The sequence below is a fragment of the Shinella lacus genome, from assembly GCF_010994755.1.
In the GTDB taxonomy this organism is placed as follows: Bacteria; Pseudomonadota; Alphaproteobacteria; order Rhizobiales; family Rhizobiaceae; genus Shinella; species Shinella lacus.
Genome location: NZ_WHSB02000013.1, coordinates 19,500 through 42,072 on the forward strand (window position 1 = coordinate 19,500; position 22,573 = coordinate 42,072).

Sequence of the window (22,573 nt, forward strand, 5' to 3'; positions counted from 1 at the left end):
GGGTTTCGAGCTATCATGGCTACCCATCAAACCATTCTCGACGTCGACTGTGCCGTTGTCGGCCTTGGCGTCATGGGCGCTTCAACGCTGTATTTCCTGGCCCAGTCGGGCGGGAAGGTCGTCGGTATCGACACATACAGCCCCCCGCATGGCCATGGCGCAAGCTATGGCGGCTACAAGGTGACGAGAGAAGCCGTTGCCGAAGGCCCGGCCTATCTGCATTTTGTCCGGCGCTCGAATGCGCTGCTGTGTGACCTCGAACACCGCTACGGCGTCAGCCTGATGCAGCGCACGGGAACTTTGATCATCGGGTCGGAGGCGACGAGCAGCGCCAGCGGTTTCCTGCGCGATACCATTGGGATTGCCCAGGCGAATGGCATTGTGCACGAAGTTCTACCGTCAAGGGAGTTGCGCAGACGCTATCCGCAGCTCATCGGCATAGCCGAAGAGGACACGGGTTATCTTGAGCCTGACGCCGGGTTCATCCGCCCCGAGCCGCTGTTGGATCTGCAGATCGCCCTTGCCGAACACGCGGGCGCCGAGATTTTGAGGAATACTGCCATCAAACGGATCACGTCGGTCTCCGGCGGTGTCGAGATCGAGGCCGAGGGGGTGCGGATCCGCGCCCGGCAGGTCGTCGTTGCGGCAGGGCGGTGGATGGGCGAACTCCTTGGCGACCAGCTTGCGAGCCTGCTGACTGTCGGCCGGCAGCGGACCTTTACGTTCAAAGTGCGTGATGCGGCTGCCTACCGCGCGGAGCGATTCCCGACCTTGATGTGGTTTCGCGAGCGTGTCGGTGGTGATTGCGCGACGGTTTTCCCGCTCGAAGGATCGGAGGAGGGGCTCAAGTTCTTTGTCGCGGACACGGAGGTCGATGCCCGCATCGGCCAGTCGAGCGATCGGTTTTTCGAGCAGCATGTCGCGCCGTTCTTCTCCGGGATTTCCCCGGAATTGCAGGCGATGGAGGCCTGCTACTACACGTCGACCTCCGATCATGGATTCCTGCTGGATTGGCATCCGGACATTGCGGGGCTGTTCCTCGTGTCCGCCTGTTCGGGTCATGGGTTCAAACATGCATTGGGGATTGGCGAGACGGTATCGGCCGTGCTGAGGGGAAGGCCTACTCCTGATCTTTCGGCATTCAGCCTGGAGCGATTTTTCGCCGGCCTGCCAGGCCACTGAACATATCGTCGGTGCAAGGCGGTAAACGGCCTTGACACATTTGGTAGATCGTATACGATATCTGAAATAGAAGAATGAACGACGACGAACGGGTCGTCGGTGAGAGGAAGACACATGAAATTCGATCGCTTCCTGACCACGGTGGAGCTGCACACCTGCGGCGAGACTTTTCGCCTGGTCACCCAGGGCCTGCCCAAGATCCCCGGCAAGACGATTGTCGAGCGCATCACCTGGCTCGAACAGAACGCGGATCACTATCGACGCGCCGTGCTGCTGGAGCCCCGCGGCCACAAGGATCTCTACGGCGGCTATCTGACCGAGCCGGTTCATCCCGAGGCCGATTTCGGCGTGATCTTCCTCAACAACATGGGCTACAGCCCCCATTGCGGTCACGGTGTCATCGCTCTTGCGACCGCCGCCGTGGAGCTCGGCTGGATCGAGCGGAAAGCGCCGGAAACGAAGGTCGGCATCGATGCGCCATGCGGCTTCATCGAAGCCTATGTCCAATGGGATGGCGAGCGCACCGGCGCGGTTCGTTTCGTCAATGTGCCCTCGTTCATCTTCAGCCGCGACGTAACCGTTGAGACGCCGAGCTTCGGCGAGGTCACCGGCGATGTCGCGTATGGTGGTGCGACCTATTTCTACGTCGACGGCCGCAAGCACGGCGTCGAAATTCGCGAATTCGATGCGCAGCGCGTCATGCAGCTCGGATACGAGATCAAGAAGGCGGTGAATGCCAAGATGCCGTTCGTGCATCCGGAAATCCCGGAATTCAACAATGTCTACGGCGTGATGGTTTATGGCGACCCCCGCCATGCGGGCTCCACACAGGCAAATTGCTGCGTCTATGCCGACCGCGCCGTCGACCGCTCGCCGACCGGTTCGGGTACGGCGGGCCGCGTTGCCCAGCTTTATCTTCGCGGCGAGATGACCGGTGCCGAGACGCTGGTCAATGAATCGATCATTGGCACGATCTTCAAAGGACGTGTGCTTTTCGAAACCAAGGTCGGCGACTTCGACGCCGTCGTCCCGGAAGTGGAAGGCAGCGCCCATATTTGCGGCTTTGCCAACTGGGTGATCGATGAAGCCGATCCGCTCAAATACGGCTTCCTGGTGAGCTGACGATGGTCCAGCACTTCGATGCATCCCTAACCGAGACATTGCTGCCCTTCGGTCTGCTCGTCAGGGAGCTGGAAAGAACCGTGGCCGCGTATGCCGACGGAAAGATCGTCAGTCCGGAGCGGCTGGTCATTCCTCTAGCGGCCGGCGGTGTCATGCTTTCCATGCCCGCGAGCGCCGAGGACATTGCGAGCCACAAGCTCGTCAATGTCTGCCCGTCGAACCTTTCGCGTAATCTTGCGACGATCAACGGTGAGGTCGTTGCCTACGATGCCGTCACCGGCGTTTCCCTCTTCGCCCTCGACGGTCCGACCGTCACCGGACGGCGAACGGCGGCGGTGACGCTGCTGGCCATCAGCCGGCTTCGGAAAACGCCGCCGAAGACCATCGCGATCATCGGAACAGGCAAGCAGGCGTCCACACATGCACAGGCATTCGCCTCTTTCTTTCCCGGCGCAAACCTGGTCGTCGCTGGGATTTCCCGGGAAGAGGAAGACCAATTTTGTGCAAGGCATACCGCCTGCGCCGTCAGGCCCTTTGCGGATCGCGACTGGTCTCGCGTTGACGTCGTGGTGACGCTCACCACCAGCAAGACGCCGGTCTATGCGGAAGTCGCGACGCGGGATCGGCTTGTCGTGGGGGTAGGGGCCTTTACGCCGGATGCAGCCGAGGTTGGAAGGGAAACAGTGCTGGCCAGCTCTCTGATCGTCGATGATGCCGCCGGTGCGCGGCACGAGGCGGGTGATCTCATCCAGGCCGGCGCCGATTGGTCCAAGGTGCTTTCCCTGTCTGACGTTCTGAAGGGAATGGCAGATGTCGCTGGCCCGATCTTCTTCAAGAGCGTCGGCTGTGCGGCGTGGGACCTCGCGGCATGCCGCGTGGCGCGTGCAATGATCGCTACGGACACTTCGGACCGGCCGTCGCGGTGAATTGGGAAGGCCATCGGATTCGTTTCAAGGCGCCTCTTACCTCTCTCTTTGCGGGGAATAGCGGCACTTTAGAGCGTATACGATAGCCAATATGCGAAATAATCCATAACAAGAGAGGAACTGCAAATGAAGAAAATGATCCCGCTTATGGCGCTCGCCGCTGTGGCAATATGTGGTTCGGCTGCCCAAGCAGACCAGCTTGACGACATCATCAGTGCCGGCAAGCTTCGCTGCGCCGTGCAGCTCGACTTCCCGCCGAATGGCTCGCGCGACGCGAACAATAACCCAATCGGTTTCGACGTCGACTACTGCAACGATCTCGGCGCGGCGCTTGGCGTCGAAGTGGAAATCGTCGATACGCCGGAAAATGACCGCATCCCGGCGATCCTGTCGGGCCGGGCCGACGTTGCGGTCGCCGTCGCCTCCGACACGCTGGAGCGTGCGAAGACCGTAGGCTTCTCGATCCCCTATTTCGTGTTCGAGACGATTGTGCTGGCGCGCGAGGATTCGGGCATCAAGGCGCCTGACGATATCAAGGGTCATACGGTCGGCGGTCCGGCGGGCGCCTATGAAACGCTCGCGCTTGCCAAGGAGGTCGAGAAGAAGAACGATCCGGCGTCGAAAATGCTGACGTTCCAGACCCAGTCGGACACCTTCCTGGCACTCGGCCAGAAGCGCATCGACGCGACCTACACCACGTCGACGATCGCCGCAGCGATCATCGAATCCGGCAAATATCCGGGCCTCAAGGTTGTCGGCCCCGCGCCGGTCGATGCCGATTACTGCGCACTGATCGTCAAGCGACAGGAACAGGGTTGGCTCAACTACGTCAACCTGTTCCTGAACCGCCAGGTGCGTTCGGGCCGCTATGCCGAACTCTACAAGAAGTGGATCGGTGAGGATGCCGGTGCAGCCCCGGCTCTAACCGTCCCCGGCGTCTACCGATAACCAGCATTCGTCTCATCGCAAGAAGGCACCCGGTCGCAATCGATCGGGCGCCACCTTTGGCGGGCATCTGCGTCCGCGACAACCGAGCGCTGACAAAGAATGAGGTCGCAAATGGACTATGAATTTCAATGGAGGCCGGTCCTGCGTTCGCTTCCCGAGATGCTGTGGGGCGCTCTGCAAACGATCGAGATCGCGGGCCTCGCCATGATGCTTGGAACGGTCCTCGCCATTTTCCTGGCCCTCGCCAAACGATCCGGCAAAAAATACCTGTCCTTGCCAGCCGACATGTGGATTGAGACGGCGAGAAACACGCCCGCACTCTTCCAGATCTACATGTTGTATTTCGGCCTGGGCTCGCTCGGCTTGCAGGTCGGATCCTACACCGCGCTGTTGCTCGGCATCACGTTCAACAATGCCGGTTATCTCGCCGAGACGTTCCGCGGTGGCTTTGCAGCCGTTCCAGAGACGCAGACACGGGCGGCACGCTCCCTTGGACTGGGGGCGGTGCAGACCCAGTGGCACATCGTGATCCCGCAGATGCTGCGCGCGGTTTTCCACGCCATGACCAACCAGATGGTGTGGTCCGTCCTGATGAGTTCGCTCGGGGTCATTGTCGGCCTGACCACGGACCTGACCGGCGTTACCCAGAAACTCAACGTCGTGACCTACAGGACCTTCGAGTACTTCTTCGTCGCGGCGTGCCTCTACTACCTCATTTCCAAGGCTTTCACGCTATCGGCGCGCGTCGTGGCCTGGCGCCTGTTCCGCTATTAGGAGGTCGCGATGTATTTCGGTGGATCATTTTCGAGGGGCGACTTCCTCTTCCTTCTGTCGGGAGCCGTGACCACGCTTTCAATCACCCTTGTCGCCGTCGTCATCGGTACCGTCCTCGGTGTCCTGTTCGGCCTGATCCGGGCCGGCGCGCCCTGGTGGATCGGCAACACGCTCGGCGCGGTCCTCGATGTCTTCCGGTCCGTGCCGCTCCTCATTCAGCTCGTACTGTTCAACTCGTTCAACAGCATGCTCAAGCTGAACTGGCCGACCTTTACTGTCGGCTGCATCTGCCTGGGGATTTACGCCTCAGCCTTTTGCACCGAGATCGTCAGAAGCGGTGTCGGCGCAGTCCCTCAGACGACACGCCGCGCTGCCCGTTCTCTCGGCCTCACCTGGCGGCAGGAATTGACGTCGATCACGCTGCCGATCGCCACCCGGATCGTCTTTCCGAGCTGGATCGGGCTGACGCTCGGCGTGATGAAGGACACGGCGCTCGTCTTGTGGATCGGCATCGTCGAACTCCTGCGCAGCTCGCAGATCGTCACGTCGCGGGTTCAGGAACCGCTGCTGATCCTCGGCATCACCGGGCTGATCTACTTCGTGATGAGCTTTCCTATCGCCAGACTCGGCAATCAACTTGAGAAGAAGTGGGGCACGCAATGATCGCCATCGAGAACGTTCACAAGCAATTCGGCGCGCTGCATGTGCTGAAAGGTGTCGATCTGTCGGTGCAGAAGGGCGAGGTCCTTTCGATGATCGGCGGCTCGGGATCCGGTAAATCGACTATGCTGATGTGTATCAACGGCCTCGAAGGCATCCAGCAGGGCCGCATCACGGTCGATGGCGTCGAGGTTCACGCCAAGGCCACCGACCTCAACAAACTGCGCCGCCGCATTGGAATCGTCTTCCAGCAGTGGAATGCCTTTCCGCATCTCACGGTGCTGGAGAATGTCACGCTTGCGCCGAGAAAAGTTCTCGGCAAATCCAGGGAAGAGGCGGAGGTGATCGCGGTCGAGCAACTGTCTCATGTCGGGTTGAAGGAAAAGCTCGCCGTGTTCCCGTCCCGGCTTTCCGGCGGCCAGCAGCAACGCATGGCCATCGCAAGAGCGCTTGCGATGTCACCCGACTATATGCTGTTCGACGAGGTCACCTCGGCGCTCGATCCGCAGCTCGTCGGCGAGGTGCTTGATACAATGCGCATGCTGTCGAAGGAGGGCATGACGATGATCGTCGTCACCCACGAAATGCGCTTTGCTCGCGAGGTGTCGGATCGCGTCGCCTTCTTCCGCGAGGGGCGCATTCACGAGATCGGCTCGCCGGATCAGATCTTCGAGAACCCCCAGCAGCCGGAAACCGCGGCTTTCCTCAAATCCATTTGACCTCCATCTAGGAACCTGAACAGTGCGCTCATCCAAGATAGTCCATGTCGTGAGCTGCCATGCCGAAGGCGAAGTCGGCGACGTCATCGTCGGCGGTGTCGCGCCGCCTCCCGGTGCGACGATCTGGGACCAGGCGCGCTGGATCGCGGAAGACGAAACACTCCGCAACTTCGTCCTCAACGAGCCACGCGGCGGCGTGTTCCGTCATGTGAACCTGCTGGTGCCGCCGAAGGACCCGAAGGCATAGATGGGCTGGATCATCATGGAGCCCGCCGATACGCCGCCCATGTCCGGCTCGAATTCGATGTGCGTGGCGACAGTCCTGCTCGACACCGGCATCATCCCCATGCAGGAGCCGGTCACACGCCTGACCCTGGAAGCGCCTGGCGGCCTGATCGATGTCGAGGCGGAATGCCGAAACGGCAAGGCCGAGCGTATCCGCGTGCGCAACGTGCCCTCCTTCGCCGACAAGCTCGACGTGACGCTCGAAGTGGAAGGGATCGGCACGATCACCGTCGATACCGCCTATGGCGGCGACAGCTTCGTCATCGTCGATGCCGCGTCGCTCGGCTTGAGCCTCCGCCCCGAGCAGGCGCGCGACATTGCGCGCATGGGTGTGAAGATCACGGAGGCCGCCAACGAGCAGATCGGCTTCAAGCACCCGACAAATGGCTGGAGTGGGATTTCCTTCTGCCAGATGACCGATCGCGTGTTTATGAAAGACGGCGTCCTGCACGGTAAGAACGCCGTCTCGATCCGCCCCGGCAAGGTCGATCGTTCGCCCTGTGGCACAGGCTGCTCCGCCCGCCTGGCCGTTCTCTACGCCAGGGGGTTGATGAAGGCCGGCGACGGGTTCGTCGGCATCTCGTTGCTCGACAGCGAGTTCCATTGCAGCCTCGACGAGGCGCTCGAGCTCAACGGTTTGCCAGCAATCCGGCCGACCCTTTCAGGCCGCGCCTGGATCGTCGGAACGAAACAACTGATGGCCGATCCCACTGACCCGTTCCAGGGTGGCTATCGGGTCTCCGACACCTGGCCGATGGACAGGTGATCATTGCAATCCGGCTTTCCGAGCAGCAGTTTCTGCACCACAGCGACGGACTGAACCGGCGGTGTGCGCGTATTGCGATATCCACCTTGCGCGTGAGCAGGTCGCCCACCGACAGAGGCGTTAAGGCCGGTAACCAACTCCGGTAAACCACGTTGCCGCCCGCGGAACACCGTTCGGGGTCGCGCGGGTGGCTCGTGATTTTGTTCTGCCGTCAGGCTGCTTCACGGTTTTCCAAGTTTGTCGGCACCGTTGAAATCGTCTTCAGAATTTGGGATGCGATCTGATAGGGGTCGCCCTGTGAGTTCGGGCGGCGGTCTTCGAGGTAGCCACGGTAGCCATTGTTAACGAAGCTGTGCGGAACACGGATCGAAGCACCGCGGTCGGCCACTCCATAGCTGAACTGGTGGATCGAGGCGGTCTCGTGCTTGCCGGTGAGGCGCATGTGGTTGTCGGGGCCGTAAACGGCGATGTGGTCCGCACGGGCTTCGGCGAACGCATCCATCAGGCCCTCGAAATACATCTTGCCGCCAATTTCGCGCATGTATTTGGTCGAGAAGTTGGCGTGCATGCCCGACCCGTTCCAGTCGGTGTCCCCAAGAGGCTTGCAATGGTACTCGACGTCGATGCCGTACTTTTCCGTCAGGCGCTGCAGCAGGTAACGGGCAAGCCAGATTTCGTCGGCCGCCTTGCGTGAGCCTTTGCCGAAGACCTGGAATTCCCACTGGCCCTTGGCGACTTCGGCATTGATGCCCTCGTGGTTGATACCGGCTGCAAGGCAGATATCGAGATGTTCTTCGACGATCTTACGGGCGACGCCGCCGACATTGCTGTACCCGACGCCGCAATAGTACGGACCCTGCGGGGCGGGGAAGCCCGCATCCGGGAAGCCAAGCGGGCGGCCGTTCTGGTAGAAGAAATATTCTTGCTCGAAGCCGAACCAGGCGTCGTCGTCGTCAAGGATTCCGGCGCGAGTGTTGGACGGGTGCGGCGTCTTGGCGTCCGGCATCATTACTTCGCAAAGCACGAGGGCGCCGTTGTTGCGCTCCGGGTCGGGATAGACGGCGACGGGCTTGAGCACGCAGTCCGAACTGTTGCCTTCGGCCTGCATGGTCGAGGAACCGTCGAAGCCCCAGAAGGGGAGCTGCTCTAGCGTCGGGAAGGCGTCGAATTCCTTGATGAGGGTCTTGCCGCGAAGGTTCGGGGTTGGTTTGTAGCCATCGAGCCAGACATATTCGAGTTTAAACTTTGTCATACGAATTCCTTCACGCATGGGACCAAACTGAAGTCGACCCTCATCGACATTCGCGAGTTCAGAAGCAGGTATCGTGCCAATCTGGCCTGCCGCTCAACGCGCAGGAAATTGGGCGCATGTTGCGGCGAATTGGATAACCCCGCGTGTGCGGAATGAATGCGAATTAGGCGCTCTGCACAAAATGTCGGCAAGCCTATTGCTCGGCAGTTCACGTTGCTCCGGCAGAAAAGCAATATGTTAATCTGGTGCTTTTTGCCGGACGCCTAAGCCCTCATAGGGGCGCTGGCGAGCTTGTGTACATGACTATTCTACCGCGGTGGATAGCATCTTCGTCTGGGCTGGCGCTCCGGCTTTGCAACAAACTGTTCCTCGGCCGTTTTGCAAGTGAGCTCAAAAGCTCCTCCGCTTCTGATAATGCTTCCTCTTGCCTGGCAAAAATATGTAAAGTTTGGACATTCCTTATATTTCCCTATCGCCCAACCACTCCGCCAGCACCTCGTCCGTATGCTCTCCAAGCAGGGGCGCGGGGCGGGTGATGCGGCCGGGCGTGTCGTGCAACGTCACGGTCACGCCGTGGGTCGTGTACGTGCCGACGGTTGGGTGTTCGATATCGACGATCTGGCCCCGGTGGCGAAGCTGCGGGTTTTCCGTCACCTCGCCAATGCTGGCGACCTTGGCGCAGGGCACGCCTGCCTTTTCCATCGCCTCAACGACGGCGCTTGAGGGATGCAGGCCAACCCATTGCTGGACGATCGCTTCGATCGCCTCCTGATTGGCGAGGCGGGCGTCGGCCGTGGCAAAACGTGGATCGTCGAGCAGGTGCATCAGGTCGGCGGTTGCGGCGAAGCGGCGAAAGAGTGAATCGGTGCCGGCCGAGAGGTAGACCCATTCGTCGTCGCTGCACCGGAAGCTGTTGACGGGTGCGGTGTAACGGTCGCGGCTTCCCATGCGTGTCATCGACTGGCCGAGCTGCCTGAAATCCGGGATGGCGCTCATCAGCAGGCTGGCGCTCGTTTCGAGCAGGCTTGCTTCGACGAGCTGACCCTTGCCGGTCTGGCGGCGGGCCTCCAGCGCGCAGAGCGTGCCGATCGTCGCGTAGAGCGCCGTCGAGTAATCGACCATGAAGGTGCCGGCCATGGTGGGCGGTCCGTCCGGCTGGCCCGTCAGATTCATGATGCCACCCATCGCCTGGGCGATCACATCGAAACAGGCGCGGTTGGCGAAAGGGCCATCCTGGCCGAAGCCGGAAATGCGCACGACGATGAGGCGCGGGTTGATCGCCGACAGGACATCCCAGCCGCAGCCCATCTTTTCGAGCGTTCCAGGTCGAAAATTCTCGATGAGGATATCGGCCGTGGCGGCAAGCTGGCGCAAAGTTTCCTGGTCCTTCGGGTCGCGAAAATCGAGTTCGACGCTGCGCTTGTTGCGGTTGAACGACAGGAAATAGGTGCTCTCGCCAGCAATCTTCGGATGGTTGAGCCGCGTGTCGTCGCCGCTGCCGCGCTTTTCGATCTTCACGACATCAGCGCCCATGTCGCCGAGCTGCATGGCGCAGAAGGGGCCGGCGATGAAACGGGAAAGGTCGAGAACGCGCAGGCCATCAAGGGGCGCGGCGAGGGGCGGGGTAAGCGACATGTCTGCTCCAGTCTATGCAACGATGATGGTTGATGGTTTCCAGCGGCTTGCGAGGTAAGCCTCCAGATTGTCAGTCGAAAGGGGGCTGCCGGGGTCGACCCGGCTCGGGGCCTCCGCCGTGGAATGGCGCACGATGATTTCGACCGGCAGCGTTACGGCGATCGGCGACAGGGCCTCGTCGGAAAAGCGTTCCAGCAGGCGCTCGCCGACGCTTTCGCCGATTTCGGTCGCCGGCTGGCGGGCGGTGGTCAACGAGATCATCGGGAAGGCCGAGAAGAAGACGTCATCGACGCCGACGATAGACAGGTCCTTCGGCACGGAAAGCCCCATCTGCTGCGCCACGTCCATGGTGCCGAAGGCCATAAGGTCGTTGGCTGCGATCACGGCCGTCGGACGCTGTGGCAGCGACAGAAGTTCGCGCGCCCCGCGCATGCCGGCGATGAAATCGTAGCTGCCGTCCGCAACCAGTTCGGGGGCGGCGTCGAGGCCGAGGGCTGCGACGCCGTCGCGAAAGCCGCGGGTGCGCTCGCAGGCGGCAGAGGATTGCTTGGGGCCGGTGATGAAGCCGATACGCCGGTGACCGAGATCGGCGAGGTGGCGGACGAGGGCGTAAACACCGCCGGTATTGTCCATGCCGACATAGTCGAAGGTCGAGCTCGGCGCATGCGTGGTCTGCCAGTCGGCGGGCGTGCGGTGGACGAGCACGACCGGCAACCCGCAGCCGGCAAGCTGTGCGGTCTCCTCGATGTCGAGACACTGCGAAATGACGACGATGGCGTCGACATCCCGCTTGACGAAGGCATGGATCGCCGCCTTGCAGGTCCGCCCGTCATTCGCGGTGCTGGCGACGAGCGTCGCGTAGCCGGCGGGCACGAGGATCGAATTCAGCCCACTAATGATCTCGTTGAACACCGGGTTGGCGAAATCCGGCAGGATCACGCCGACCGAGGAGGACTGGCGGGTGACGAGCGCGCGAGCGGCCGCGGACGCCTCGTAGTTCATGGCCTTCGCCATGGCCATGATGCGCGCCTTCGTGCGCGGCGCCACGATGTCCTTGTCGTGCAGGGCGTTCGACACCGTGGATGGTGCCACACCCAGTGCCTCTGCCACGTCGACGATGGTCACGCCGCGTTTTGCCCGTCGTCTCGCTCCCATCCCTTGCTCCTCCGCCTGATGGTTTTTGTACTATGACCAATAAAAACGTTTGCAGAAACGTTTTTATATGAAAGTCTTTGTGTCGGGAGAAGATTTGCCAGGGAAACGGTATGTCCGGTGATGCGCCTTGATCGGCGTTCACGACATGCGTGCGGCTGTTTTGAAAACGCCGGCAGGGCCGGCGCCATACCGGTGAGGAGTTCTATGCACTACAAGGATCCGACCTTCGAATCCGTCGAACTGGGTGAAACATTCGGCCCCCAGGTTCTCGACATGGACGAGCATTACCTGCGCTCGGCCTGCTTTGCTTTGTCCGATTATTCCGACTGCTATTTTCATGCAGACCCGGCATTCGGATACCGCATCGTGCCTTCCGCAGCGCTGGTTCGTGACGGTGTTGCGCTGTTTTTGACCAAGTACAATCCGAACACCGTCGTCGGTCTGCACCAATCGGAAGAGCTCTGGTACCACGCCCCCGTTCCCTTCGGCGGCAAGGTGACGCTGACCGGCGAATATGTCGATAAATACGAACGGCGTGGCAAGGGTTACTGCGTACTCGACGTCGACGTGCGCGACGAGGCCGGTCGCCTTCTGGTGCGCCAGAAATCGACGGAGATCATGCGCATTCCCGAAGGCATCCGCATGGGCGAGGGCAGTTCCACGCCGCGCGCGGGGCGCGTTTCCGGCACAGTTTCCGAAAACGTTTCTCCAATCGGCTGCGCCCGTCTGGATATCCCCGCTGGCACACCGATCCCGTCGCTAAGGAAGACGGCGCACAACGACGAGATGGCCGTGTTCTCGGGCATCCACTTCAACCGGCATAACATTCACACGGACGACCACGTCTCAAGCGCTGCCGGCTTCCGCGCCCGCCTTGCGCAGGGCGTCCAGACGACGTGCTGGATGTCGGAAATGCTGGCGAATTTCTTCGGTCCCGCCGCCTGGTTCACCTCCGGCTGGATGAAGAACGTCTACCTGCAACCGGTCTATGCCGGCGACGAGCTGACGGCGCATGGCGTCGTCACCGGCCGCACGGATGACGGCCGGCTCGAACTCGAAATCTGGACGCGCAACCAGGATGGTCTCATGACCGCCGCCGGCTGGGCGTCTGCCAAGGTCGAGGTTTGAGGAGGCTGACGTGTCGAACGGAACTAACCTCAGCGAAAGGACACCCATGTTCGCCAAAGGCAATCTCTCGGCGACCGTCAAGGATCTGCTGCTGCGCAACATCGCGGTCACCGGTCTTCTGGTGCTCATCATCATCTCGGCCTTCCTGTCACCCTATTTCCTGACGGCTGACAACCTGTTCAACGTGCTGCGGCAATGGACTATGGTGGGGTTGATCGCGATCGGCCTGACCTTCGTGATCATTTCCGGCGGCATCGACCTTTCGGGCGGCGCCGTGCTGGCGCTGGCGACTGTCGTCGGCGCTCTGTCCGCTCCGCTGGTCGGATCGGCCGGCATGATCGCCGTCGTCATTCTCGTCGGTGCGGCTTGCGGCTATATCAACGGCGCCCTCATCACCTGGGGCAAGGTGCCGCCTTTCGTCGCCACGCTCGGCATGATGACTGCCGCGCGTGGGCTTGCGCTCATCCTCAGCGAGGGACGCACGGTGACGGCCGATCTCGCGCCGGAATTCGTCTTCGCCTTCGGCCGCGGTTATCTAGGGCCGATCCCGATGCCGGTGCTGCTGACGGCAATCGTCTTCATCGTCGCAGCGGTGACGCTGAAATACACGGTCTATGGCCGGCATGTCTGCCTCGTCGGTGATAATCCGGTCGGCGCGCACCGCTCCGGGATTCAGGTCCAGGGCGTCATCCGCAGTGTCTACACGCTGCATGGTGTGCTGGCGGCGATGGCGGGCCTCTTGTTCCTCGGACGCCTTGGCGTCGGTGAGCCGACCGGCGGCATGCTGTTCGAACTCTCCGGCATTGCAGCGGTCGTCATCGGCGGCACGCCCTTCGTTGGCGGCGTCGGCAGCATCTTGCTCACCTTCGTCGGTCTGATGGTGATCGGGCTGACCTACAACATCCTGAACCTTCTCTCCGTCTCACCCTACGCACAGGACTTCGCACGCGGCGTCATCATCGTCGTCGCCGTGATGTTCAGCATACGCCGTGAGGCCAGGAGCCGGGTGAGGAAATAGCGCAGCAAACCCCGGCGCAGGCCGGATCAAGTCAAAACGGGAGGAAACCATGACTTACAGACAGACACTCCAAATCGCCATGCTGGCCGGCACGATCCTCGCCGCACCGGCGGCAGCAACTGCCCAGACGGTGGAAATCGGCGTCGCCCAGCCGAACCTCGAACATCCCTACCGCGTCGGCGGCATCGAGCGGGCAAAGGCCTGGGGCGCCGAGCACCCAGACGTAAAGCTGACGATTGTTGACGGCCGGCGTGACAGCGCGACGCAGTTGTCCGGCATCGAGGATCTGATCACTCGCCACGTCTCGGCCGTCGTCATGTCGCCGAACGATTCCAAGGCGCTGGCGCCGATCGCCGACGCCGCCAAGCGCGCCAACGTTCCGCTGATCATCTTCGACCGTAAGCTCGACGTACCGGAAACGGATTTCGCCGCCTTCATCGGCTCGGACAATGTCGAGATGGGTCGCGTCGCCGCGCGCTTCGTCGTCGAGAAGATCGGCGAGGAGGGCAAGGTCATCCAGCTCGAAGGAACGCCTGGCGCTTCGGCGACTGTCGACCGCAAGACGGGTTTCGAAGAGGAAATTGCCAAGCATCCGGGCATCACGGTGGTCTCATATGTCGGCCATTATCGTCTGCAAGAAGCCGTAGCGGCAATGGAAGACGCCGTCACCGCACATCGCGATGTGAAGGCGGTCTTCGCGCATAACGACACGATGGCACTGGGTGCGGCTCAGGTGCTGGAGGAGCAGAAGATCGAAGGTGTCGCCACCGTCGGCATGGATGGGGCGAAGGAAGGCTGCGACGGCGTTGCCGCCGGCCGCCTGACGGGCTCGGTCTATTACCCCACCATGTTCCCGGAATCGCTGGAACTCGCGATGAAGGTGCTTGCCGGCGAAAAGGTCGAGAAGATGACCTTCCTCGATACGCCTATGATCACCAAGGAAACGCACGACACCTATTGCAAGTAATCGGCTGCGGTCGAGGGGCCATCCCCTCGACCGCCCAGAGGATATGCGTGATGACCCCATTGCTGAAACTGAACAATATCTGCAAGTCGTTCGGCGCCGTGCGTGCGCTGACCGATATCGATTTCGAACTCTATGAATCGGAAGTGGTGGCGCTGGCCGGTGACAACGGTGCGGGAAAATCCACCCTCATCAAGATCATCTCCGGCGCGCAGCCGGCCGATAGCGGCCAGATCTGGTTCGAGGGCCGCGAAGTGACGGTGCGCAAGCCCGAGGATGCCCGGCATCTTGGCATCGAGACGGTCTATCAGGATCTGGCGCTCTTCGACGATTCCAACGTCGCGGAAAACATCTTTGCCGGACGCGAGGCCGTGCGCAACGTGCTCGGCGCGAAGTTTCTCAAGGCCGAAGAGATGCACAGCCGCTCGAAGGATCTGTTGAAGTCGCTCAACATCCACATCCAGTCGACGCATTTTACCGTGAAGGGCATGTCCGGCGGCCAGCGCCAGAGCGTCGCCATCGCACGCGCCGTCGCCTTCGGCCGCAAGGTCGTCATCCTCGACGAGCCGACGGCGGCACTCGGCGTGCCAGAGCAGGAGAAGGTCCTGTCGCTGATCAAGGACCTGCGCTCGCGCGGCTTCTCGATCATCCTGATCAGCCACAACCTGCACCATATTTTCGAGGTTTGCGACCGCATCCATGTGCTGCGTCAGGGCCAGACGGCAGGGGTGCGTAAAAAGGCCGAAACCAGTCCCGACGACATCGTCAAGCTCATCACCGGTGGCAATCTGGTCGTGCATTGAGCACGACCAGGACGTCACAGACCGTTTTCGTAGAAGCGGAGCGCCAGCGGGATCTGTGGGCCGAACATCGCCTTGCCATGCTGCGTGCGGCAGCCGCGCGCCTCGGCCACCTCCAGAAAGGGCGTCATATGCGGGACGTTCACCACATCGCCGACGAAGATGCCGTGCCGCGTCGCCGAAAGGTCGACGGGCAGCGGATCATCGGCCGAAAGACCGAGACTGATGGCGTTTACGACGATGTCGATCTCTGCGCCGGGCGCAGCAGTCGTCACAGTGAAGACGGTCGCCGGGAAGGCGCTGCGAAGCCGGTTCGCAAGTGTTTCCGCGCGTTCTCGGTTGCGGTTTGCGATCGCGATGCGGCCGATGCCGGCTTCGGCGAGTGCACAGCAGATACCGGCGCTGACGCCGCCCGCACCGGCCACATGGGCCGAGGCACCGGCAATGGTGATGCCTGCGGCCGTCATGGCGCCGACAAAACCGGCACCGTCGAGCTGGTGGCCGAAGAGCTGGCCATCCGGCGTGCGGCGGACGATGTTCACAGCGCCGGCAATGCGCGCCGTTTCACTGGCATCATCGAGAAGTGGCAGGATGCTCTCCTTGAACGGCATTGTGACGAAGAAGCCTGCGAGGTTTTCCACATGCCGCAAGCCGGTGAGGGCGGCGTCCAGCGATTCCGGCTTTACACCGAACGGGATCATGCGGCCCGGCAGCCCATGTTCGGTGAGATAGGTATTCAGAATGCCCGGCGAGCGGACGAAGCCTATCGGGTAACCGATCAATCCATAGAGTCGATGTTCATCCGCCATCCGGCGTGTCCTCCTGCCAATGAGTGGTGTCTGTCGAGCTCCGGCCTAACAGAAAAATACCAAGCAAGAAACGTTTTTTGTTGCCAATATCCAGAAACGTTTTTATATCCGGTTCTACCTATCGGGAGGACCGCATTTTGAAAGAGAAACTGACGACCCTGGAGAGCGCGTTGTCTCCGATCGTGTCCGGCTCGTCCGTGGCGATCGGCGGCAGTCTGCTGCGCCGCCAGCCGAACGCCGCCGTGCGCCAGCTGATCCGCGCTAGGGTGCGCGACCTGACCGTGATGAGCTGGGCCGGCACGACGGCGATCGATCTGCTGGCTGCCGCGGATGCCATTCGCCGCTGGGAGGGCATCTATGTCGGCCTGTTCAACTACGGGCTGGCGCCGAATTTCCGCCGCGCCGTCGAGAGCGGGCGCATCGAGGTGCGCGATTTCTCCGAAACGGCAATGGTGGCGCGCCTGCGCGCGGCCGCCCAGGGCATGCCCTTCCTGCCGATCCGCACGCTGTTCGGCTCCGATATCGCCAAGGTGAATCCCGAGCAGATCCGCACCTTCGACTGCCCGTTCACCGGACAGAAGCTGCAGGCGATTGCCGCCGCCGAGCCGGACTTCACCCTCATCCACGGTTACGCCGGCGACAAATACGGCAATGTGCAGTGGCCGGTCGTGCGCGACACCGACGACATGGACCAGCCGTTCGCCTCCGGCGCAAAACGCTTGATCGTGACGGTCGAAAAGATCGTGCCACATGAGGAGATCAAGAAGCAGCCGTCGCTGACCTACATTCCCGGTAACTGGGTGGAGGCGATCGTCGAGGTGCCCTATGGCGCGCATCCCGCCGCCTGCGACACGCTTTATGACGAGGACGACGCGCATCTGCGCGACTACGTCGCCCGCTCGAAGACCGCCGAGGGCGTGAAGGCCTATCTCGACGAATTCGCAAACGCTCTGCCGGATCACGCTGCCTATCTCGAAAAATGCGGGGGCCTCGCTGCGCTCGCCGCCCTCGACGTCAAGGGGAGGGCGTAAGCCATGGCCGACTTCACCAATAACGAACTCATCACCGCCTATCTCTCCCGCCAGATCCGCGAAGACGATCTTTGCTTCGTCGGCGTTGGCACCAATGGGCGCGCCTTTACGCTTGCCGTCGGCATGCCGCTGGCTGCCGTGCGGCTCGCGCAGCTGCACCATGCGCCGGGTGCCGCCGTCTACTGGGGCAACCTGCTGGAGCCAGACCTCTCGGTGATCCCGGAACATTTCACGCAGGATACGTTCACGCAATGGCAGGCCGCCGCCTGCCCGCCGGATACGGGCGTGAAATGCGACATGCTGGCGCGCGGACGGTTCGACGTGTCGTTCAATTCCGCCGCCCAGCTCGATCGCTACGGCAACATGAACATCACGGCGATCGGTGACTACCGCAATCCGAAGGTGCGCCTTGTCGGCAGCCTGGCGCAGCCGGAGCATTTCGCCTTCGTGCGCCGGCCCCTGCTGCTAATGGACCTCGATGCGCGCAGCTTCGTCGAGAAGGTCGATTTCATTACCAGCGCCGGCCATCTCTCGGGCGGCAACAGTCGCCGCGAGGCCGGGCTGAGCGAGGGTGGTCCGGCGCTTGTCGTGACCGACAAGGCGGTCTTCGACTTTGCCGAAGACACGCGCGAGATGCGGCTGAAATCGCTGCATCCGGGCGTGACGAAGGATGCGGTGCTTGCCGCCATGTCTTTTGTTCCGCTGGTTCCAGAAACGATTCCGGAGACCGAGCCGCCGACGGTGAAGGAACTCGCCCACATCCGCAGCGATATCGACCCCAACCGCATCCTGCTCAAAGTCTGATCATGTCTTCAAACGCACAGTCCACGGTTTCGTCCCTCTCCGGCATCAAGGTGCTGGATCTCTCACGCTTCATCGCCGGCCCGCATTGCGCCATGCTGCTCGGCGATCTCGGTGCGGATGTCGTGAAGGTCGAACGCACGCGCGCCGGCGACGACACCCGTTCGCTCGGCCCCTATATTGCGGGCGAGAGCATCTACTTCATGATGTTCAACCGCAACAAGCGCAGCCTGACGCTCAATTTCCGCAATCCGGAGGCGCAGGACCTGCTGCGCCGCCTCGTGCTGGAGGCCGACGTGCTGGTCGAGAATTTTCGACCCGGTACGATGGAGAAAATGGGCTGCGGCTGGGAGGATCTGCGCAAGATCAACCCCAAGCTGATCATGGCCCGGCTTTCCGGCTTCGGCCAGAACAACAGCCTATCCGCCGAACCCTGCTTCGATGGCATCGCCCAGGCGATCACGGGCTTCATGGACCTCACTGGCGATCCGAAGGGCGGCCCGATGATGGCAGGCACCTTCCTCGTCGACTATGCCACTGCGCTGCATGCCACGATCGGCATTCTCGCCGCATTGAACCATCGCAACCGGACGGGCGAGGGGCAGGTCGTTGATGTCAGCTTGATCGGCGGCGCGACCTCCATGCTGATGACTGCCATTCCGGAATTCCTGGTCAACGGCCGCCGCATGACACGCGCCGGCAACCGCGACCGGTATGCCGCGCCCGCCAACACTTTCCGCGCCAAGGACGACGTCTGGATCCACATGGTCGCCGGCAACAATGCGCATTTCCCGCGTTTTGCGGCGATGATCGGCCGACCCGACCTGTTGGACGATCCACGCTTCTCGACGCTCGAGCAGCGCATGGTGAATGTCGAGGCGATCGAGGCGATCGCGGCCGCATGGATTGCGGAGCACACGGCGGACGAGGTGCTCGCGGTGTTGCGCGTTGCAGAACTTCCTTCGGCCCGCATCCGCACCGTCGAGGAGGTCGCGAACGACCCCTACATGCGCGAAGCCGGTCATATCGTCGATGTCGTGCATCCCAAGGCTGGCGTGGTGCCGATGCAGGGGCCGCCCGTCGGTCTCGGCACCACGCCGACCGCCGTGCGGCGTCCGCCGCCGATGCTCGGCGAACATTCCGACGACGTGTTGCACGAGTGGCTTTCCATGCCGGACGAGGAGATCGCCAAGCTCCGCTCGGCAACGGTCATCTGACAGAATTCATCCGCATTTTCAAAGGTTTCGAGGAGGATAGAACGTGAGCAAGGGTAACAGGAGCGGGGCGCATGTGATGGCGCAGGCGCTGAAGCGGCATGGTGTAGAGGTGATCTTCGGCCAGGCTATTCCGGCAGCGCTTTTCCTCGCGGCGCCGCATTACGGCATCCGGCAGATCGGCTATCGCACGGAAAATGCCGGCGCGGTGATGGCCGACGCCTATGCGCGCATTTCGCACAAGGTGGCGGTCGTGACGGCGCAGAACGGGCCGGCCGCGACGCTGCTGGTGGCTGGTCTGGCAGAGGCCTACAAGGCCTCGATCCCGATCGTCGCCATCGTGCAGGACGTGGCGCGCCCCTTCGCCGACAAGAACGCTTTCCAGGAACTCGATCATCTCGACCTCTTCAAGGGCGTGGCCAAGTGGATCAAGCGCGTCGCCGACGTCAACCGCATCGACGACTATATCGACATGGCCTTCACGGCCGCTGCCTCCGGTCGCCCTGGCCCCGCGGTGCTGATCGCGCCCATCGACATGTTCGTCGATACGGCGGAAAGCCGTACCGAGGGGCGCATGGCATCGCTCGGTACTTTCCCGCTCGATCGCAGCGGACCTGATCCGGACCGCATCGCGGAAGCCGCCAAGCTGCTCGCCTCCGCCGAGCGCCCGCTGATCATCGCCGGCGGCGGCGTGCATGTGTCTGATGCTGCCGATGAGCTTGCAGCTCTTCAGGAACGCTTCTCTATTCCGGTGGCGACCACCGTAATGGGTAAGGGCGCTGTCGAAGAGGGCCATCCGCTCTCCGTCGGCATCGTCGGTTATTTCATGGCGACGCGCAGCCGCACCAAGCACCTGCGCGCGCTGGTCACCGAGGCGGATGTCATCATGCTGATCGGCAACCGTACCAACCAAAATGGCACGGATAGCTGGTCGCTCTTCCCGAAGGGCGCAAAATACATCCACCTCGACGTGGACGGTCAGGAAATCGGCCGCAACTACGAGGCGCTGCGCCTCGTCGGCGATGCGAAACTCGGCATCAAGGCGCTCTCGGCAGCGCTCGATGCGGAAGATGGGGCGAAGCGCAAGGCGGCCCGTCCGGCGCTTGAAAAGACCATTGCTGAAGGCCTTGCCAAGGGCCGCCAAGATGCCGCCGCTGTCGAAACGTCGAATGCCAGCCCGCTTCGCCCGGAGCGGTTGATGCGGGATCTCGACAGCCTGCTGACGCCGAACCACATCGTCGTCTCGGATGCCAGCTATTCCTCGATCTGGATCGGCAACCACCTGACCGCGCGCAAGCCCGGCATGCGCTTCCTCACGCCGCGTGGCCTTGCCGGCCTCGGCTGGGGCCTGCCCTATGCGCTCGGCGCCAAATGCGCCCGGCCGGATGCGCCGGTCTTCGCGCTCGTCGGCGATGGCGGTTTCGCGCATGTCTGGTCGGAGCTGGAGACGGCGCGCCGCATGGGGCTGAACGTCGTGGTCGCGGTGCTCAACAACTCGATCCTCGGTTATGAGAAACACGCGGAAAAGGTGATCTTCAACGAATATTCTGATGCCTGCGATTTCACGCCAGTCGACCACGCGGCGATTGCTCGCGGGGCGGGTTGCGCGGGCGTGCGCATCGAGAAGGCGGAGGATTTCCTGCCGGCGCTGAAGGCGGCGTTTGCGGCCAACACCACGACCGTTCTCGACGTCTTGACCGACGAGCGCGCCTATCCGCCGATCACCATGTTCAACGACAATTCCGCGCTGAATTACTGAGGGAGGCGACGTCATGAAGAAATTGATGAACAAGCCCTCGGGCTTTGTCGATGAAATGCTCGACGGTCTCGTTGCCGCCAATCCCTCGCTGGCGCTCGGCGGCGACACCGGCCGCGTCGTGCACCGCGCAAAGCCTATCCGCAGCGGCAAGGTCGGCGTCGTTTCCGGCGGCGGCTCCGGCCACCTGCCGCTCTTCACCGGCTATGTCGGGGAGGGGCTGCTCGACAGCTGCTCGATCGGCAACGTCTTCGAAGGGCCGACGGTCGGCTCCTGCATGGAGGCGATCAAGCTTGCCGATGGCGGCAAGGGCGTGCTGCGCCTCTATGGCAACTACGGTGGCGACCGGATGAACTTCGACATGGCCGGCGAAATGCTGGAGGACGAGGGCATCCGCACGACGACCGTGCTCGGAAATGACGATGTCGCAAGCGCCGGCCCGGCCGAGCGGCAGAAACGCCGCGGCGTTGCGGGCATCATCTATGCCTACAAGACGGCCGGCGCGCTTGCGGAAACCGGCGCCGATCTCGATGCCGTGACGGCGATCGCGCAGAAGACGGTGGATCGCACGCGCACCATTGGCGTTGCACTTGCGCCCTGCCAGGTGCCGGGCTCCGACAAGCCGTCCTTCACGCTCGGCGAAAACGAGATCGAGATGGGCATGGGCATCCATGGCGAGCCGGGCATCTGGCGCGACACGCTGCGCGAAGCCGACGCCATTGCCGACGAGATGATTGAGCGCCTGCTCGCCGACAAGCCGGAGGGGGCGGGCAAGCGCGTCTCCATCCTCGTCAATAGCCTTGGTGCCACGCCGCTGGAAGAGCTATTCATCCTCTACCGCCGAGCGAGGGCGACGCTCGAAGCAGCAGGCATCGAGATCGTCCGGCCGCTCGTGGGCCACTATGCGACGTCGATGGAAATGGCCGGCGCCTCCATCTCGCTCTGCTTCGTCGACGACGAGATCGAGGCGTTGCTGGCCGCCCCCGCCCACTGCCCATTCTGGACGGTGACGGCATGAGCATTACGGTCGCCTCCATCGCCGCTGCCGTCACCCGCGCCGATAAGGCGATGGGCGGGCTGGAGCAGATATTGAACGACGCCGATGCAAAACTCGGCGACGGCGACACGGGCGGCATGCTCGCCCGGGTCATCGGCAAGATGGCCGAGGTCGACCTGTCTTCCACCGCCGATCCGGGCGCTGCCTTGAGCCAGCTCGCCAAAGCGGCGACGGTTGCGACGGGATCGAGCCTGGGCACTTTGTTCGCGACGGGATTGCTTGCCGCGGGCCGCGAGGCAAAGGGCCGGGCGACACTCGACGTTGGCGACCTTTCCAGCCTCTTTGCGACGGCGCGCGATGCGATGATTGCGCGCGGCGGCGCGTCGCTTGGCGACAAGACCGTGCTCGATTCGCTCGATGCCATTGCCGAGGCGCTAAAGGGCACCGAAACGCCGGAACAGGCGACACGGGATGCAGCGAAGGCGGCATCCGAGGCGCTCGAAACCTTCCGTTCGCAGCCGAACCGCATCGGCCGCGCACGTATGTTCGGTGACCAGACGATCGGCATCGACGATCCCGGCATGCTGGCGATCAAGGAGCTTTCGGCCGCACTTGTGGCCTGAAGCCAGCC

Annotated in this window: 21 protein-coding genes and 1 pseudogene; 18 read left to right on the forward strand and 4 right to left on the reverse strand. The window is 62.4% G+C overall.

Translation table 11 applies throughout. The features are described from left to right. Positions 1-15: 15 nt before the first annotated feature. The 8 genes and pseudogenes from solA (at position 16) to GB927_RS25910 (ending at position 7,382) form a co-directional block, all read left to right on the forward strand. Positions 16-1,182, forward strand: coding sequence for an N-methyl-L-tryptophan oxidase (gene solA, locus GB927_RS25875; RefSeq protein WP_256120110.1), 1,167 nt, complete (start codon positions 16-18; stop codon positions 1,180-1,182). Between the two features lie 114 nt (positions 1,183-1,296). Next, positions 1,297-2,304: a trans-3-hydroxy-L-proline dehydratase gene (lhpH, locus tag GB927_RS25880; RefSeq protein ID WP_256120111.1), complete on the forward strand. Its 1,008-nt coding sequence runs from the start codon at positions 1,297-1,299 to the stop codon at positions 2,302-2,304. A gap of 2 nt (positions 2,305-2,306) precedes the next feature. Next, complete coding sequence (gene lhpI / locus GB927_RS25885; RefSeq protein WP_256120112.1) at positions 2,307-3,230, forward strand: bifunctional Delta(1)-pyrroline-2-carboxylate/Delta(1)-piperideine-2-carboxylate reductase; 924 nt, start codon at positions 2,307-2,309, stop codon at positions 3,228-3,230. Between the two features lie 126 nt (positions 3,231-3,356). Further along, positions 3,357-4,178, forward strand: a complete 822-nt coding sequence (locus tag GB927_RS25890; RefSeq protein ID WP_439655531.1) for a transporter substrate-binding domain-containing protein — start codon at positions 3,357-3,359, stop codon at positions 4,176-4,178. 111 nt (positions 4,179-4,289) lie between these two features. Then, entirely contained in the window at positions 4,290-4,952 is a 663-nt protein-coding gene (locus GB927_RS25895) for an amino acid ABC transporter permease (RefSeq protein ID WP_256120113.1), read from the forward strand. A 9-nt stretch (positions 4,953-4,961) separates the two neighbouring features. Further along, positions 4,962-5,615, forward strand: a complete 654-nt coding sequence (locus tag GB927_RS25900; RefSeq protein WP_256120114.1) for an amino acid ABC transporter permease — start codon at positions 4,962-4,964, stop codon at positions 5,613-5,615. Continuing rightward, positions 5,612-6,331 carry an amino acid ABC transporter ATP-binding protein gene (locus GB927_RS25905; RefSeq protein WP_256120115.1) on the forward strand — a complete coding sequence of 240 codons (720 nt, stop codon included), beginning with the start codon at positions 5,612-5,614 and terminating at the stop codon, positions 6,329-6,331. The genes GB927_RS25900 and GB927_RS25905 overlap by 4 nt, the downstream gene beginning before the upstream one ends. 22 nt (positions 6,332-6,353) lie before the next feature. Continuing rightward, positions 6,354-7,382: pseudogene (locus GB927_RS25910) on the forward strand (trans-3-hydroxy-L-proline dehydratase). Between the two features lie 211 nt (positions 7,383-7,593). Here the strand turns inward: GB927_RS25910 and GB927_RS25915 are convergent. The 3 genes from GB927_RS25915 to GB927_RS25925 all read right to left on the reverse strand — a co-directional run bounded on the left by GB927_RS25915 (position 7,594) and on the right by GB927_RS25925 (position 11,424). After that, positions 7,594-8,634, reverse strand: coding sequence for a glutamine synthetase beta-grasp domain-containing protein (locus tag GB927_RS25915; protein ID WP_256120116.1), 1,041 nt, complete (start codon positions 8,632-8,634; stop codon positions 7,594-7,596). 459 nt (positions 8,635-9,093) lie between these two features. After that, positions 9,094-10,269 (reverse strand): CaiB/BaiF CoA transferase family protein, encoded by a 1,176-nt coding sequence (locus GB927_RS25920; RefSeq protein WP_256120117.1) that lies wholly within the window; start codon positions 10,267-10,269, stop codon positions 9,094-9,096. Between the two features lie 12 nt (positions 10,270-10,281). Next, positions 10,282-11,424, reverse strand: a complete 1,143-nt coding sequence (locus GB927_RS25925) for a LacI family DNA-binding transcriptional regulator (RefSeq protein ID WP_256120118.1) — start codon at positions 11,422-11,424, stop codon at positions 10,282-10,284. Positions 11,425-11,628: 204 nt separating this feature from the next. Here GB927_RS25925 and GB927_RS25930 point away from each other — a divergent pair, with 204 nt between their 5' ends. The 4 genes from GB927_RS25930 to GB927_RS25945 are packed head-to-tail and all read left to right on the forward strand — an operon-like array spanning position 11,629 to position 15,337. Then, entirely contained in the window at positions 11,629-12,552 is a 924-nt protein-coding gene (locus GB927_RS25930; RefSeq protein ID WP_256120119.1) for a MaoC family dehydratase, read from the forward strand. A gap of 10 nt (positions 12,553-12,562) precedes the next feature. Continuing rightward, positions 12,563-13,570, forward strand: coding sequence for an ABC transporter permease (locus GB927_RS25935; RefSeq protein ID WP_256120120.1), 1,008 nt, complete (start codon positions 12,563-12,565; stop codon positions 13,568-13,570). 49 nt (positions 13,571-13,619) lie between these two features. Beyond that, positions 13,620-14,537: a substrate-binding domain-containing protein gene (locus GB927_RS25940; protein WP_256120121.1), complete on the forward strand. Its 918-nt coding sequence runs from the start codon at positions 13,620-13,622 to the stop codon at positions 14,535-14,537. A gap of 50 nt (positions 14,538-14,587) precedes the next feature. Further along, the gene (locus GB927_RS25945) at positions 14,588-15,337 is read left to right on the forward strand and encodes an ATP-binding cassette domain-containing protein (protein WP_256120122.1); all 750 of its coding nucleotides are present in this window, start codon (positions 14,588-14,590) and stop codon (positions 15,335-15,337) included. Positions 15,338-15,351: 14 nt separating this feature from the next. On the opposite strand, the gene GB927_RS25950 is transcribed toward GB927_RS25945, so the two are convergent. Next, positions 15,352-16,143, reverse strand: a complete 792-nt coding sequence (locus GB927_RS25950; RefSeq protein ID WP_256120123.1) for a shikimate dehydrogenase family protein — start codon at positions 16,141-16,143, stop codon at positions 15,352-15,354. Positions 16,144-16,280: 137 nt separating this feature from the next. Between GB927_RS25950 and GB927_RS25955 the strand changes: the two genes are divergently transcribed. The 6 genes from GB927_RS25955 to GB927_RS25980 are packed head-to-tail and all read left to right on the forward strand — an operon-like array spanning position 16,281 to position 22,565. Continuing rightward, positions 16,281-17,174, forward strand: coding sequence for a CoA transferase subunit A (locus GB927_RS25955; protein WP_256120124.1), 894 nt, complete (start codon positions 16,281-16,283; stop codon positions 17,172-17,174). Positions 17,175-17,177: 3 nt separating this feature from the next. Beyond that, positions 17,178-17,978, forward strand: a complete 801-nt coding sequence (locus GB927_RS25960) for a CoA-transferase subunit beta (protein ID WP_256120125.1) — start codon at positions 17,178-17,180, stop codon at positions 17,976-17,978. A 2-nt stretch (positions 17,979-17,980) separates the two neighbouring features. Beyond that, entirely contained in the window at positions 17,981-19,192 is a 1,212-nt protein-coding gene (locus tag GB927_RS25965; protein WP_256120126.1) for a CaiB/BaiF CoA transferase family protein, read from the forward strand. Positions 19,193-19,235: 43 nt separating this feature from the next. Continuing rightward, complete coding sequence (locus GB927_RS25970; RefSeq protein ID WP_256120127.1) at positions 19,236-20,948, forward strand: acetolactate synthase catalytic subunit; 1,713 nt, start codon at positions 19,236-19,238, stop codon at positions 20,946-20,948. 13 nt (positions 20,949-20,961) lie between these two features. Beyond that, entirely contained in the window at positions 20,962-21,963 is a 1,002-nt protein-coding gene (locus GB927_RS25975; RefSeq protein ID WP_256120128.1) for a dihydroxyacetone kinase subunit DhaK, read from the forward strand. Further along, entirely contained in the window at positions 21,960-22,565 is a 606-nt protein-coding gene (locus GB927_RS25980) for a dihydroxyacetone kinase subunit L (RefSeq protein WP_256120129.1), read from the forward strand. The genes GB927_RS25975 and GB927_RS25980 overlap by 4 nt, the downstream gene beginning before the upstream one ends. Positions 22,566-22,573 lie beyond the last annotated feature (8 nt).